Here is a 14,389-nt window from a genome sequence, read left to right as displayed (position 1 = left end):
CCGGCCGCAACGCCGGGTTTCTTTTTTTGTTCACAGTATCTTGATTAGACGTTGCACTAGGCGCAAACTTCCATTCCGCACCGTGCCGCGGCCAGCACAACAATAAGACAAAGCTGAAACAGCATTTACTCACACATGACTTGCTCGGCACAGTCAAAATTTCAACGCAGCGTCGGCGCAAACCTGAAAGACGCGCGAATGATGCTGCGGACCATAAAAACGCACCGTGACAGCAAGAAATCCGCACCGGTTTTCTCATGATGCTTAGGCGATTTTGCTTGGGGAGGCAAAGCCATGAGTGAGTTGATCTTCTACACAAATCCCATGTCGCGCGGTCGCATCGCGCGCTGGATGCTCGAAGAAGTCGGCGTTCCGTATAAAACGGAGATACTGGGCTTCGAAACCTCGATGAAATCGCCCGCCTACCGGCTGATAAACCCGATGGCCAAGGTGCCCGCCATCAAACACGGCGATACCATCGTCACCGAGGCGGCGGCGATCTGCGCTTATCTCGCCGATGCCTTTCCGGGTGCCAATCTCGCACCGACGCCGAAAGCGCGCGGACTTTATTACCGCTGGATGTTCTTCGCCGCCGGACCGCTGGAAATGGCGGCCAGCATGAAGGCGATGGGTTTTGAAGTGCCGAAGGAAAAGCTGCGCATGGCCGGCTGCGGCAGCTATGCGGATGTGATGAACACCCTTGAACGCGCCGTCAGTGAAAACCGCTATGTCGCCGGCGATCTTTTCACCGCGGCGGATGTCTATGTCGGCGCCCATGTCGGCTGGGGACTGCACTTCGGCACGATCGAAAAACGTCCCGCCTTCATCGATTACATGTCGCATCTGACCGACCGCCCGGCCTTCAAGCGGGCCGCCCAGCTGGATGAGGAAGCGGCGAAGGATTTGCAGGCAACGGGATAAACAGCCCGCCCCTTTTGCAACAAATCAACCGTGGTCCGTGCGGACGCCGTCTGTCGGGCTCGATCTTCGCGACGGGTTACTCCCCGGATTGGCCGAGCGGCTCTCCGACCTCTATTGCATGCCCATCCGGATCGTAAAAACGAAACACCCTTTGGCCCCAGGCTTGCCGCTCAAGAGGATGAATAAGCTCCACATGCGGCGCGATGCTTTGAAAAGCCGCTTCCACATCCGCATGCTCGAAATAAAGCAGCATGTTTCGTCTGCCATAGGGCTCTTCCGCACCCCGCGACCTCCGCCACACCGTCTCTTCAAGCGACCGCCCGTCATGAATTGCAAAGCCGGTTTCGAATAGGACGAAATTCCCGAAATCCTCCACTATGGTGAGGCCGAGCCTGTCACGATAAAATTCCTTGGAGCGATTGATATCGCGCACGAAAGGGATGGGATTTACAAAGCGCATCGCATTCCTTCCGGACCATCCAGAATAAAAAGGCGGGGCAAAACCCCGCCTCTTCAATTCTTCCAGATCATGCAGCGAGCGCCGCAGCCACCGCTTCGATGGCTTCCTGCGCCTTGGCGCCATCCGGGCCACCGGCCTGCGCCATATCGGGGCGTCCGCCGCCACCCTTGCCGCCAAGCGCGGCAGAGGCCGTGCGGACGATATCGACGGCGCTGAAACGGGCCGTCAGATCTTCGGTCACGGCGGCGACAGCGCTTGCCTTGCCATCTTCGGAAACGGCAATCAGCAGCACGACGCCGGAACCGAGATTGGCCTTGGCTTCATCGGCAAGACCCTTGAGGTCCTTGGCATCGATGCCGGACAGGGATTTGGCGAGGAAATTGACGCCTGCAACCTGCTGGACGTCATTGGCGCCGGCATCCGAAGAACCGCCACCCATGGCGAGTTTCCTGCGGGCATCGGCAAGTTCGCGCTCCAGCTTCTTGCGCTCGTCGAGAAGGCCCTCGACACGCGACAGCACATCGCCCGGCTGCACCTTCAGCGAAGAGGCCAGCGCCTTTACCCGCTCATCCTGCTCGGCGAGATAGGCAAGCGCGCCCTGCCCAGTGACGGCTTCAAGACGACGCACACCTGCACCGACGGCGCTTTCGCCGAGAATGCGGATAAGGCCGATCTGGCCGGTTGCGGCAACATGGGTGCCACCGCAAAGCTCTACGGAATAAGGCCGGTTGGCTTTCGCCCCCTGCACGCCGGTGCCCATGGACACCACGCGAACCTCATCGCCGTATTTTTCACCGAACAGCGCCATGGCGCCCTCGGCAATGGCGTCGTCAACGCTCATCAGACGCGTCACGACCGGCGAGTTCTGCAACACGATCTCGTTTGCCATTTCCTCGACGACCTTCAGCTCTTCGGCCGACATCGGCTTCGGATGCGAAACGTCGAAGCGCAGGCGCTCGGGCGCGACCAGCGAACCCTTCTGGGCCACATGGGTGCCGAGTACCTCGCGCAGCGCCTCATGCAGCAGGTGGGTGGCGGAGTGGTTGGCGCGCAGACGGGAACGACGGTCATGATCGACCGTCAGCTGCACGGCTTCGCCGAGCTTGAAGCCGCCCTTGGAAACGGTGCCCGTATGCACGAAGAGGCCTTCACCCTTCTTCTGGGTGTCGGAAACGGTAAAGGCGCCATTGTCCGAGGAGATCACGCCGGTATCGCCCATCTGGCCACCGGACTCACCATAAAACGGCGTTTGGTTGACGACGATCTGCACCGTTTCGCCATCGGCGGCGCTGTCAACCGACTTCCCGTCCTTGACGATCGCCTGAATGACGCCTTCGGCGGTTTCCGTGTCATATCCCAGGAATTCACTCGCGCCGAATTTTTCCTTCAGCTCGAACCAGACGGTTTCCGTCGCCTTGTCGCCGGAACCGGCCCAGTGCGAGCGCGCTTCCGCCTTCTGGCGCTCCATGGCATCCGTAAAGCCGGAAATATCGACGCCGATTTCGCGGGCGCGCAATGCGTCCTGCGTCAGATCGAGCGGGAAACCATAGGTGTCGTAAAGCTTGAAGGCCGTTTCGCCGTCCAGCATGTCGCCCTTGTGCAGTGTCGAGGTGGCGTCGGAAAGCAGCGAAAGGCCGCGTTCCAGCGTCTTGCGGAACCGGGTTTCCTCAAGTTTCAGCGTCTCGGAGATCAGCGCCTCGGCGCGGACGAGTTCCGGATAGGCGCGACCCATCTGCTGCACCAGCGCCGGCAAAAGCTTGTAGATCAGCGGCTCGCGCGCGCCGAGAAGTTCGGCATGGCGCATGGCGCGGCGCATGATGCGGCGCAGAACGTAACCGCGACCTTCGTTCGACGGCAGAACACCATCGGCGATCAGGAAGGCGGACGAGCGCAGATGATCGGCGATGACCCGGTGGCTGGCGCGCTTTTCGCCTTCCGCCGGAACGCCGGTCGCTTCAACGGAGGCCGAAATCAGCGCCCGGAACAGATCGGTGTCGTAATTGTCGTGCTTGCCCTGCAGCAGCGCGGAAATACGCTCGAGACCCATGCCGGTGTCAATCGACGGGCGCGGCAGGTCGATGCGTTCTTCCTTCGTCAGCTGCTCATATTGCATGAAGACGAGGTTCCAGATTTCGATGAACCGGTCGCCATCCTCTTCCGGCGAGCCGGGCGGGCCGCCCCAGATATGGTCGCCGTGGTCGTAGAAGATTTCCGAGCAGGGACCGCAGGGACCAGTATCGCCCATGGCCCAGAAATTGTCACTGGTCGGAATGCGGATGATGCGGTCGTCGGAAAAGCCGGCGATCTTCTTCCAGAGATCAAAGGCCTCGTCGTCAGTGTGATAGACCGTGACCAGCAGACGGTTGCGATCGATGCCGAATTCCTTGGTGATCAGGTTCCAGGCGTGGGTGATCGCTTCTTCCTTGAAATAATCGCCGAAGGAGAAATTACCGAGCATCTCGAAGAAGGTATGGTGGCGGGCCGTATAACCGACATTGTCCAGATCATTGTGCTTGCCGCCGGCGCGCACGCATTTCTGCGCCGATGCCGCGGTGGAATAGGGACGGCTTTCAAGACCGGTAAAGACGTTCTTGAACTGCACCATGCCGGCATTGGTGAACATCAGTGTCGGATCGTTGCGCGGCACCAGCGGGCTGGAGGGCACGATCTCGTGTCCGTTCTTCTTGAAGTAGTCGAGAAAGGTCGACCGAATTTCATTCACACCGCTCATGCCCACACACCGCTCACAGCTGGAGTCCATCACCGCCATCGGAAACGATGGCTCTATTGCAAAATCACTGGCTTTTATCGTTCGCATCCTGCCCTGTCCAGCCATGGAGGCGAAGCAAGACATATAGGCAAAGAAAAAGGGCCACGCGAAGAAAAATCGCACGGCCCCTTTTGATCTATACAAGTTCGGCGAAGTCTCCGGACGGAGATGCCCGGACCTTCGCAAAATGCATCAGCCTTCGTCGCTGCCGTCGTCGCCTTCGCCGGCGTCCGGGCCGCCATTCTGCAGGAAGCGGTCGGCGATCAGACCGGCATTCTGGCGCAATGCCAGTTCGATCTCATTTGCCGTTTCCGGATTGTCGCGCAGGAAGGTCTTGGCGTTTTCACGCCCCTGCCCCAGACGCTGACTGTTATAGGAGAACCAGGCACCGGATTTCTCGACGATGCCGGCCTTGACGCCGAGATCGACAAGCTCGCCGGTCTTGGAAACGCCTTCGCCATACATGATGTCGAATTCCACCTGCTTGAAGGGCGGCGCCATCTTGTTCTTGACGACCTTCACGCGGGTCTGGTTGCCAACAACCTCTTCGCGTTCCTTGACGGCGCCGATGCGGCGAATGTCGAGGCGCACGGAAGCGTAAAACTTCAGCGCGTTGCCGCCCGTCGTCGTTTCCGGCGAACCGAACATGACGCCGATCTTCATGCGGATCTGGTTGATGAAGATCACCATGCACTTCGACTTGGAGATCGAGGCCGTCAGCTTGCGCAGCGCCTGGCTCATCAAGCGCGCTTGAAGACCCGGCAGGCTGTCGCCCATTTCACCTTCGATTTCGGCCCGCGGGGTCAGCGCCGCAACCGAGTCCACGACCAGAATGTCGACAGCACCGGAACGCACCAGCGTATCGGTGATTTCGAGGGCCTGCTCGCCCGTATCCGGCTGCGAGATCAGGAGGTTCTGCAAATCCACACCAAGCTTGCGGGCATAGACCGGGTCGAGCGCATGCTCGGCATCCACGAAGGCGCAGATACCGCCCTTCTTCTGGGCTTCCGCAATCGTCTGCAACGCGAGCGTGGTTTTACCGGAGCTTTCCGGACCGTAAATCTCAACGATACGCCCCTTCGGCAGGCCGCCGATACCGAGCGCAATATCCAGGCTGAGCGAACCCGTCGAAACGGTCTCCACTTCAACCACGTTTTCATTGGAACCGAGCTTCATGATCGATCCCTTGCCGAACGACCGTTCGATCTGGGAGAGCGCCGCTTCCAGTGCCTTGCTTTTATCCACCGATTTATCCTCTACGAGACGCAAAGAATTTTGTGCCATCCGAACCACCTTTAGGTTATTGAAGCCGCACAGGCAATGAAGCAGTATGGAATTGGTATGTACTCTATTTGTTCTCATTCCGCAAGGCTGAGCCAGCATATTGAAAACAAATAGGGATAAGTCGTTTGTTCTGCTTTCGTTTTTCCGTGCGCGGCCCATCGCCGCAAACCGGATGCGAGGTCAGGAAGACACCATTTTAGGCCGAATCGTCCGGTCTTTCCATCCGCCAGAGAGGGAAACGCAAGCGTGAAGAAAATACTCGTTCTGGGCGGCGCGCACATAGACCGGCGCGGCATGATCGAGGCGGAAACAGCGCCCGGCGCCAGCAATCCCGGCTCGTGGATGGAAGAGGCCGGCGGCGGCGGTTTCAATGCGGCCCGCAATCTCTCCCGGCTCGGTTTTCAGGTCCGCATCATCGCCCCGCGCGGCGGCGACGTCACCGGCGAAGCCGTGGCGGAAGCCGCAAGACAGGCGGGCGTGGAAGATACGCCCTTCACCTTCCTCGACCGTCGCACGCCGAGCTACACCGCCATTATGGAACGCGACGGCAATCTCGTCATCGCGCTTGCCGATATGGATCTTTACCGGCTGTTTTCCCCGCGCCGCCTTAAAGTTCGCGCGGTGCGTGAAGCGATTACCGCGAGCGATCTTCTCCTCTGCGACGCCAATCTGCCCGAAGATACGCTGACGGCGCTCGGTCTCGTTGCCCGCGCCTGCGAAAAGCCGCTTGCGGCCATCGCAATTTCGCCCGCCAAGGCAGTGAAGCTGAAAGGCGCGCTCGCCGATATCGACATGCTCTTCATGAATGAGGCGGAGGCCCGCGCCCTGACCGGGCAAACGACAGCAAATGTGCGCGACTGGCCGGAGATCCTGCGCAAGGCGGGGCTTGCCGGCGGCGTCGTCACCCGTGGTGCAAGCGAGGTCGTGGCCTTCAATGCGACGGAAACAGCAATTCTCCACCCGCCGCTCATCCGCGAGGTAAAGGACGTGACGGGTGCGGGAGACGCCATGGCCTCCGGTTATCTCGCGGCGATCGCCGAGGGCAACACCATCGCACAAGCATTGCGGCTGGGTGCCGCGGCAGCCGCCATCACGGTGCAATCGCCCTTCGCCACCGCCCAAGACCTATCAAAAGACAGTGTCGAGGCCATGTTGGGGCTTGTCCCCGAGGCCGAAATGCTGGCATGAACCCGTTTTAAGAACCTGGAACAGACAGAATGACCCGCCCCATCTCCCCGCTCCTGCCCATCGTCTATTCGCAAGAGGTTGCCGCCGCCAAGCAGCGCGGCGCACCGATCGTGGCGCTCGAATCGACCATCATCACCCATGGCATGCCCTATCCCGGCAATATCGAGATGGCCGAAAGCGTCGAGCAGATCATCCGCGATCAGGGTGCTGTTCCGGCAACCATCGCCGTCATTCACGGCACCCTGCATATCGGCCTCGAGAAGGACCAGCTTGAGGCGCTCGCAAAGACCACCGATGCCATGAAGGTTTCGCGCGCCGATATCGCCTTCGCGATTGCCGAGCGCCGCACCGGCGCCACCACCGTGGCTGCCACCATGATCGCCGCCGCCCGTGCCGGCATCCGCGTTTTCGCCACCGGCGGCATCGGCGGTGTGCACAAGGGCGCGGAAGAGACCTTCGATATTTCCGCCGATCTGACCGAGCTTGCGAAAACCGGCGTGATCGTCGTCTGCGCCGGCGCCAAGGCCATTCTGGATATTCCGAAGACACTGGAAGTTCTCGAAACCAACGGCGTACCGGTCGTCACCTTCGGTTCGGAAGAATTCCCGGCCTTCTGGTCGCGTTCCTCCGGCCTGCCGAGCCCGCTGTCACTCAACAGCCCGGCGGCTATCGCCAATTTCCAGGTGACCCGCGAGCAGCTGGGCATCGATGGCGGCATGCTGGTGGCCAATCCCGTGCCGGAAGAAGACGAAATTCCGCGCGAGGAAATGGAAATCTACATCAACCGCGCCATCTCCCACGCCGAGCGCGACGAGGTCACTGGCAAGGCGGTCACGCCCTATCTGCTCGGCGATATCTTCCGCCTGACGGATGGCCGCAGCCTCGAGACCAATATTGCGCTGGTGCGCAACAATGCCCAGCTTGCGGCAGAGATCGCAGTGGCGCTGAACTGAGTCTTCTCAGTCATCCTCGGGTCAAGCCCGAGGATGACGCCGAGTTGCTGGAAAGGCTCGTCAAAAACAACAAAAAGGCCCGGAGAGCTTGCGCTTTCCGGGCCTTTGTTTTTCACCTGAACCCGATCAGTTCTGGGCGACCGGCTTCACCAGCGGTGTCACGCGGCGGATGGTGACGCGGCGGTTCTGCTGTTCCGGGCCGAGCGTCTGAACCTTCAGGTAACGCTCGCCATAACCCTGCGTCGCCAGGTTTTCCGGCGGAATGCCGTAGACATCGGTCAGCACATTGGCGACTGATGCGGCGCGTTCGTCGGAAAGCACGAGGTTGCTTTCATCCGAACCGACGGCATCGGTATGGCCTTCGATGAGGAAGGTTTCGCCCGGGTTTTTCTCCAGCGCCTTGTTGATCGCATCCGCCACCTTGCGCAGCGAACGTGCCTGCGCCATCGGAATTTCGGCGCTGCCGGTGGCGAAGGTGATCGTATCGAGGTCGATACGGCGCACCTTGTCGCGGATACGGGCCGAGTAGCGCACTTCATCCAGCGAGTAGACACGCTCCACCGGCTCGACCGGCGGCTGCTCCAGGAAGCGGTAATAGTCGCGGTCAGGATCGCTCGACGTGTCGATGATGTAGTCACGCACGGGGATGCGCAGGCGCATCGGCGGCAGGTCGAGGCCCGGATCGCGATAGACGTAGTCGCGGTCGGGATCATCCATCAGATCGGGCGCATAGAACAGTACATATTCCCGGCCCCGGTCGTCGATGCGCGAACGCTGAATGACGTCGCCATAACGGTTGCGGATCGTTACGACCTGCGTGCCATCACGGCGCTCCACCGTCTCGCGGACACGGCCGCCCGGCAGGCGCTCATAATAAGGCTCGCCGCCATCGCGGATGAAGCGCTGGTTATCGTCGCCGCGTACAACGACGCGGTCGCCGAATTGCAGGATGATCGGCGCGTCGCGGTCCCGGTCACGTGGACGGCCTTCACGCGGCTGCCATTCGCGCACGCCTTCCGGCCGCTCATATTGCGGACGGCGGTCGATGCGCTCGCCCTGCTGGGAGGTGATCGCTTCCATCTTCACGGGCGGCGGCGGGGCCTTGCCTTCGCCGGCACCGGCGCGCTGCGCTTCGGCGTCAGAGGTCGGCACTTTCACATCACCGGCCTGTTCGCGTTCACGACGGCGTTCCTCACGGGTCTGACGGTTGCCGGACCGTTCCACTTCCTTGTCGCTATCAAGGACCGCTGCACCCTTGTCGACGGGCAGGATGACCGTGTCAGCGGTCTTGGACGGATCCTTGGCGATCGCCTTGGCCTTGTCCAGTTCCTCCTTGGTCGACGCAGGCGCTTCCGTCTGCGGAATGGCGACCTGATTGGGAACCGGTTCGCCGGCAGGCGCCTGTCCGGTTGTGGCGCCACTTGGGGGCGGAGGCGTCGGCGTGCCTGGCAGCGGTGCTGCGGGCTCGGCTTTACCCTGGCCTTCTACCGGCGGCTTTTCGGAAGGCTGCTGACCGGGAGCAGGATTGGGCTGCGCCTCGGGAGCCGGCGGTCGCGCAGGCGTGGGCGCTTCGGTGGGTACAGGCGCTTCCTTCGCAGCGGGTTCCGGCGCGGCCGGCTTTTTCTCCGGAACAGCCTTTTCAGCCGGTTCCGATTTCTGTTCCGGGGCCTTTTCCTCTACCTGCGGCTTTTTCTCGGCTGCCGGCTCGCGGGGCTTGGCCGGCTGTTCGGCATTTTCCGGACGTGCGGCGGGCTGTTCGGCAGCCGGCTCCTTCGCGCGTTCCTTGCGCGGACGCTGTTCGCCCTCGCCCGCAGGCTGCTCTGCCCGTTCGGGTTTGCGCGGACGTTCCTTTGGCTGCTGTTCGGCCGGTGCTGCTTCAGGTGCGGCCTCCCGCTGGCGTGCCGGCTGCTGCTCGCCTCCACCCTGGGGCTCCTGCGCACGTTCGGGACGGCGTGGGCGCTCCTGCGGCTGCTCGGCAGGCGCAGGCTCGGGGCGGGCCTCGCGCTGCTGCTGAGGCTCGCGCTGGGGTTCCGGCTGAGCTTCGCGCTGCGGTTCCCGTTGAGGTTCAGGACGCGGCTCGGCGGGGGCTGCCTCCTGCTTGGGCTCGGGCGGCCGTTCGCGTGGTGCTTCCGGCGCCTGTTCCTGCTTTGGAGGTTCGGCCTGCGGCTGCGCCTCTTCGGCCTGCTGGCGCTTCTTTCGCAGCTCCTCTTCCGGGTTCTGTTCCTCCGGTTGCGCCTGAGCCAATATCATCGGAGCCGCAGACTCATGAGTCTGCGATTGCGGCATCTGCGCCTGCGCCCGCGCGGCCCCGGCAAAACCGGCGGCGGCCGGTTCCACCGCGATCGCCAGCGACATGAGGGGGAAAACCACCCCCGTCAGCAATGTGTTCTTCTTCAGCATCGGTGCTTCCTCATCTGCCAATCGTTATACATCGCTTATGTCGCGACATGTTTTAATCCGGCTGCGCGTGCAGGCGCTGGTCAACGCCTTGCACAGGCTTCGGTTCCCATGATGACCAAAGCCTTCTGTACTGGAAATGAACAGATCAAGGCGTTTTCGTGATGGCGCCGCGGCCAAATCGCGCTGGCTAATATTGCAGTTGCATTTTTTGACCAACCGGATGAATAATCTGAGCCACGCCGAAGGCCACGAAGGGTGAAAGCCATTCTGTTGCGCCTGGCGCTCAAGGCGTCCGCACTGAAAAAAACAACAGACTGCGGATGAACGACCAAAAGAGAGGATCGAAATGCCTATTTCCACCCGTCTGCTCGCAGCCGTATCGATTGCCGCCATCTCGCTGTTTTCAGGTGCTGCCCTCGCGCAGGACAAGATCGTCATCGGCACCGAAGGCGCCTACCCGCCTTTCAACAATCTTGAGGCCGACGGCACGCTGACCGGCTTCGACATCGACATCGCCAAGGCGCTCTGTGTCGAGATGAAGGCCGAGTGCACCTTCGTCACCAATGACTGGGACGGCATTATTCCGGCCCTGCAGGCCAAGAAGTTCGATGCCATCATCGCGTCCATGTCGATCACGCCCGAGCGTCTCGAGAAGGTCGACTTCTCCAAGAAATATTACAACACCCCGCCGGCAATCGCCGTGCCGAAGGATTCGCCGATCAAGTCGGTCGACGATCTCAAGGGCAAGTCGCTCGGCGCCCAGGGCTCCACCACCCACTCCAACTATGCCGAAAAGCATTTTCCGGGTTCCGACCTGAAAATGTATCCGACCGCGGACGAATATAAGCTCGATATCGCCAACGGCCGCATCGACGCCGTCATCGACGATATCGTCGTCCTTTCGGAATGGCTGAAGACGGATGCCGGCGCCTGCTGCAAGATCCTGACGCCGCTTCCGGTGGATGTCGAGATCAACGGCAATGGCGCGGGCGTTGCCGTGCGCAAGGGTGACACGGCGCTTGCCGACAAGTTTACCGCCGCCATCGCCGGCATCCGCGCCAACGGCAAATATCAGGAAATCAACAAAAAATACTTCGATTTCGACGTTTACGGCCAGTAACAGGCACAGTGCTTGTTGAAATCTCGTGGCGGAAGGCTTGCCCTTCCGCCATTTTTGTTTGAAAACGTAACCATAACAATCACGGCGGCTTAAGACCGCGGGGGAAAACTGGCATGAGCGGAGCATTTTCCGCCATAGGTGCGTTCTGGACCTATGTCTCGACACTTCTCGATCCCTTCTGCGGACCGGTCGGTCTCTTCTCGCTTTTCGGAAACGGCACCCTTGTCGCCTGCGGCGATGCCGGCTGGGGCGACGAAATCGCCTTCGGCGTCAAGGTCACCATAACCCTGGCGCTTGCCACGCTGCCCGTCGGGCTGCTGATCGGTTTCCTCATCGCGCTCGCAGCGCAATCCGAGGAAAAATCGCTCAGGCTCGCGGCCGGTATCTACACCACCATCTTTCGCGGCCTGCCGGAACTCCTGACGCTCTTCATCGTCTATTACGGCATCCAGATATTGCTGCAATCGGTCGCGGGTTATGTCGGCATCACCGGCCCCGTCGAGATCAACGCCTTCGTGGCGGGCATGATCGCGCTTTCCGTGGTGTTTTCGTCTTATGCCTCCGAAGTGCTGCTATCCGCCTTCAAGGCCATCCCAAAGGGGCAATATGAGGCAGGCCACGCACTCGGCCTTTCGCGTGGCCGCACCATGGTGCTCATCATCATTCCGCAGTTGGTCAGGATCGCCCTGCCCGGCATGACCAATCTCTGGGTCATCCTGCTGAAAGACACCTCCTATGTCTCGATCATCGGCCTTGCCGATATCGTGCGCCAGACCGGCATCGCCGCCCGTGTCAGCAAGGAAGCCTTCTTCTTTTACGGTATCGCCTGTCTGCTCTATCTTATCCTCGCACTTCTCTCCTCCATCGGGATCGGCTTCATCGATCGCTGGTCACGCAAATCGGAGGCGAGCCGATGAGCCACGTTCAGGAACTCATTCCACCGCGCCCTGCCCCGGTTGCCGTCGACAAACCGCTCAATATCTCGCGCATTGCCGGTATTGCCGTCATCACGCTTTGGCTGCTGCTCGCTGCCGGGCTGCTCTTTGCCATGATCGAAGGCTGGGACTGGGCGAAATTCGAGCGTTACGGGCCGCGTTACATTGACGGCCTCATCACCACCATCACATTGGTCGGCAGTTCGATCATCCTCGGCGCCATTCTCTCGGTGCCGATCGCCTTTGCCCGCATGTCGGAAAACCGCGTCCTCGGCGCGCTGGCCTATGCCTATGTCTACGTGTTTCGCAGCACGCCGCTGCTCGCGCAGCTCTTTCTGATCTATTACGGCCTCGGCAGCTTCCGCCAGGGGCTGGAAACCGTCGGCCTGTGGTGGTTCTTCCGTGAGGCGTGGTATTGCGGCCTCCTGTCGCTCACCCTCAACACTGCCGCCTATCAGGCCGAAATCCTGCGTGGCGCGATCCGCAGCGTGCCGCAAGGCCAGCACGAGGGCGCCGCCTCGCTCGGCCTCTCGAAATTCATCACCATGCGCAAGGTCATCCTGCCGCAGGCGCTCATCGTGGCGCTGCGTCCCTATGGCAACGAGATCATTCTGATGATCAAGGGCTCGGCGGTGGTCTCCATCGTCACGGTCTTCGACCTGATGGGACAGACGCGTTACGCCTTCTCCCGCACCTTTGATTATCAGGCCTATCTCTGGGCCGCGATCTTCTACCTGACGATCGTCGAGACGCTCCGACACGTCTGGGCATGGCTGGAAGCCCGCCTGACGCGCCATCTCAAGCGCTAGCGCGCCATCGCGCAGAGTTGGCAGCACTCACTAAGCAAGGCTGCCAACATTTTGAAAAATATAACTATTTTGTGACAGTCCGTGCCTTTGGCAAGCTTGGATTAACCATCCCGTGTTCCCATATCAGATACAGCGGCAATGCTGTTATCGGCAATCATGAAAACGGGAACCGCCGTCATGAACAAGGACATGGAAATGATGCTGAGGGGCTACGGCCTCACCACCGCCCAGATTTTCTATCGCATGCCGGACCATCCGCTGGTTCTGCAGACCTATGTCTGGCAGGACTATGATCTCGCCCCGGACTTCCCCGAAATGCACGGTTTCCTCAAATTCTGGCAGGAAAAGCTCGACGGACCGTTGCACTCCGTCCGCTATGTGCACCGGCAGGTGATCTCGGCGCAGGAATGGCGCGCGCTGAAAGGAGAGTTCATCCTCCACTGATCTATCGCGCCATATAAACATTGCGCCCATGCCCGTTGCGGCTTACAGCAGACTTCAACTGAAGACGCTGACGGATACCGCACGATGACGAAGAACCAGAAAATTGACGAAGAGGCGCTTGCCGAAGCCTATAACCGCGCGCTGGCGCTTGAAAAAGCAGGCGATGTGGATGCCGCGGTAAAGGCCTATGAAGAGGTTCTGGCCATCGATCCGGAAGATCACGGCGGCGCGGCCGTCCGCATCGCCGCCATGGGCCGCGGAGAGCCGCCGTCGAAAGCGCCTGACGCCTATGTCGAGACCCTGTTCGACCAGCATGCCGAAGCCTTCGAAGATATTCTCGTCGAACAACTCGGTTATGCCGTGCCGATGATGGTGCGCCAGCGCCTGCAGACGCTGAAGCTCGGCCCCTTCAAGCGCCTGCTCGATCTCGGCTGCGGCACCGGCCTGACCGGCGAGGCGCTGCGCGACATGGCCGACGACATCACCGGTATCGACATTTCCGAAAACATGGTCGAGATCGCCCATGAGAAAGACCTCTACGAGACGCTTTACGTCGCTGAAGCCGAGGATTTTCTCGAGGACAATGACGACGAGCCCTTCGACATCATCACCGCAACCGATGTGCTGCCCTATCTCGGCGCGCTGGAACCGCTGTTTTTCGGCGCCGCCGAAAACCTCGTCCCCGGTGGGCTGTTGATCTTCTCCTCGGAAACTCTACCGGAAGCGACCATGGCCGGACGCCCCTATATCGTCGGCCCGCACCAGCGTTTCGCCCATGCGGAAACCTATGTGCGCGAAAGACTGGCGGCGACCGGTTTCGAGGTTCTCGAGGTGACGGATATCAACGTGCGCATGCAAGACGGCAACCCGACACCGGGTCATCTGGTGGTTGCGAAGCTCAAGGGCTGATGCAGCTTCGACTTCTTGCACCTCAACGTTGCCAAAAGTTTCTTCTCCCGCCGGGGAGAAGATGGCCCGAAGGGTCAGATGAGGGGGTAAGCTCTCCGCATATCCCTGCCGTCGCCCCTCATCCCGCTGCCGCGACCTTCTCCCCGGCGGGGAGAAGAAACAAGCGGCACGCACTCGTCCTGCATGCGACGAACAC

At 60.8% G+C, this 14,389-nt stretch carries 12 protein-coding genes; 8 read left to right on the top strand and 4 right to left on the bottom strand.

From position 1 onward, the window contains the following. Positions 1-294: 294 nt before the first annotated feature. Complete coding sequence (locus tag G3A56_RS00705) at positions 295-921, top strand: glutathione S-transferase family protein (protein WP_035242360.1); 627 nt, start codon at positions 295-297, stop codon at positions 919-921. 76 nt (positions 922-997) lie between these two features. Here G3A56_RS00705 and G3A56_RS00700 read toward each other — a convergent pair whose 3' ends face one another. The 3 genes from G3A56_RS00700 to recA all read right to left on the bottom strand — a co-directional run bounded on the left by G3A56_RS00700 (position 998) and on the right by recA (position 5,435). Next, on the bottom strand, positions 998-1,381 hold the full coding sequence (locus tag G3A56_RS00700; RefSeq protein WP_082182539.1) for a VOC family protein: 384 nt from the start codon (positions 1,379-1,381) through the stop codon (positions 998-1,000). A 67-nt stretch (positions 1,382-1,448) separates the two neighbouring features. Then, positions 1,449-4,112, bottom strand: a complete 2,664-nt coding sequence (gene alaS, locus G3A56_RS00695) for an alanine--tRNA ligase (protein WP_082182540.1) — start codon at positions 4,110-4,112, stop codon at positions 1,449-1,451. Between the two features lie 231 nt (positions 4,113-4,343). Further along, a complete protein-coding gene (gene recA / locus G3A56_RS00690) occupies positions 4,344-5,435 on the bottom strand; it encodes a recombinase RecA (RefSeq protein ID WP_003495306.1) in 1,092 nt (363 codons plus the stop codon). A 246-nt stretch (positions 5,436-5,681) separates the two neighbouring features. Between recA and G3A56_RS00685 the strand changes: the two genes are divergently transcribed. Beyond that, a complete protein-coding gene (locus G3A56_RS00685) occupies positions 5,682-6,623 on the top strand; it encodes a carbohydrate kinase family protein (RefSeq protein WP_082182541.1) in 942 nt (313 codons plus the stop codon). A gap of 29 nt (positions 6,624-6,652) precedes the next feature. Further along, complete coding sequence (locus tag G3A56_RS00680; protein WP_082182542.1) at positions 6,653-7,576, top strand: pseudouridine-5'-phosphate glycosidase; 924 nt, start codon at positions 6,653-6,655, stop codon at positions 7,574-7,576. A 126-nt stretch (positions 7,577-7,702) separates the two neighbouring features. On the opposite strand, the gene G3A56_RS00675 is transcribed toward G3A56_RS00680, so the two are convergent. Next, positions 7,703-9,976 (bottom strand): OmpA family protein, encoded by a 2,274-nt coding sequence (locus tag G3A56_RS00675; protein WP_082182543.1) that lies wholly within the window; start codon positions 9,974-9,976, stop codon positions 7,703-7,705. Between the two features lie 346 nt (positions 9,977-10,322). Here G3A56_RS00675 and G3A56_RS00670 point away from each other — a divergent pair, with 346 nt between their 5' ends. The 5 genes from G3A56_RS00670 to G3A56_RS00650 all read left to right on the top strand — a co-directional run bounded on the left by G3A56_RS00670 (position 10,323) and on the right by G3A56_RS00650 (position 14,193). Continuing rightward, entirely contained in the window at positions 10,323-11,096 is a 774-nt protein-coding gene (locus G3A56_RS00670; protein ID WP_003495294.1) for an ABC transporter substrate-binding protein, read from the top strand. A 113-nt stretch (positions 11,097-11,209) separates the two neighbouring features. After that, positions 11,210-12,013, top strand: coding sequence for an ABC transporter permease (locus G3A56_RS00665; protein ID WP_003495292.1), 804 nt, complete (start codon positions 11,210-11,212; stop codon positions 12,011-12,013). Next, on the top strand, positions 12,010-12,840 hold the full coding sequence (locus G3A56_RS00660; RefSeq protein ID WP_003495290.1) for an ABC transporter permease: 831 nt from the start codon (positions 12,010-12,012) through the stop codon (positions 12,838-12,840). The genes G3A56_RS00665 and G3A56_RS00660 overlap by 4 nt, the downstream gene beginning before the upstream one ends. 177 nt (positions 12,841-13,017) lie before the next feature. Beyond that, positions 13,018-13,284 (top strand): usg protein, encoded by a 267-nt coding sequence (locus G3A56_RS00655; RefSeq protein WP_035224318.1) that lies wholly within the window; start codon positions 13,018-13,020, stop codon positions 13,282-13,284. Positions 13,285-13,368: 84 nt separating this feature from the next. Beyond that, positions 13,369-14,193, top strand: a complete 825-nt coding sequence (locus G3A56_RS00650; protein ID WP_082182544.1) for a class I SAM-dependent methyltransferase — start codon at positions 13,369-13,371, stop codon at positions 14,191-14,193. The last annotated feature ends 196 nt before the right edge of the window (positions 14,194-14,389 follow it).

This window comes from Rhizobium oryzihabitans (assembly GCF_010669145.1).
In the GTDB taxonomy this organism is placed as follows: domain Bacteria; phylum Pseudomonadota; class Alphaproteobacteria; order Rhizobiales; family Rhizobiaceae; genus Agrobacterium; species Agrobacterium oryzihabitans.
The sequence above is the reverse complement of the archived record's forward strand: the minus strand, read 5'-3'. Positions and strand labels throughout refer to the sequence as shown.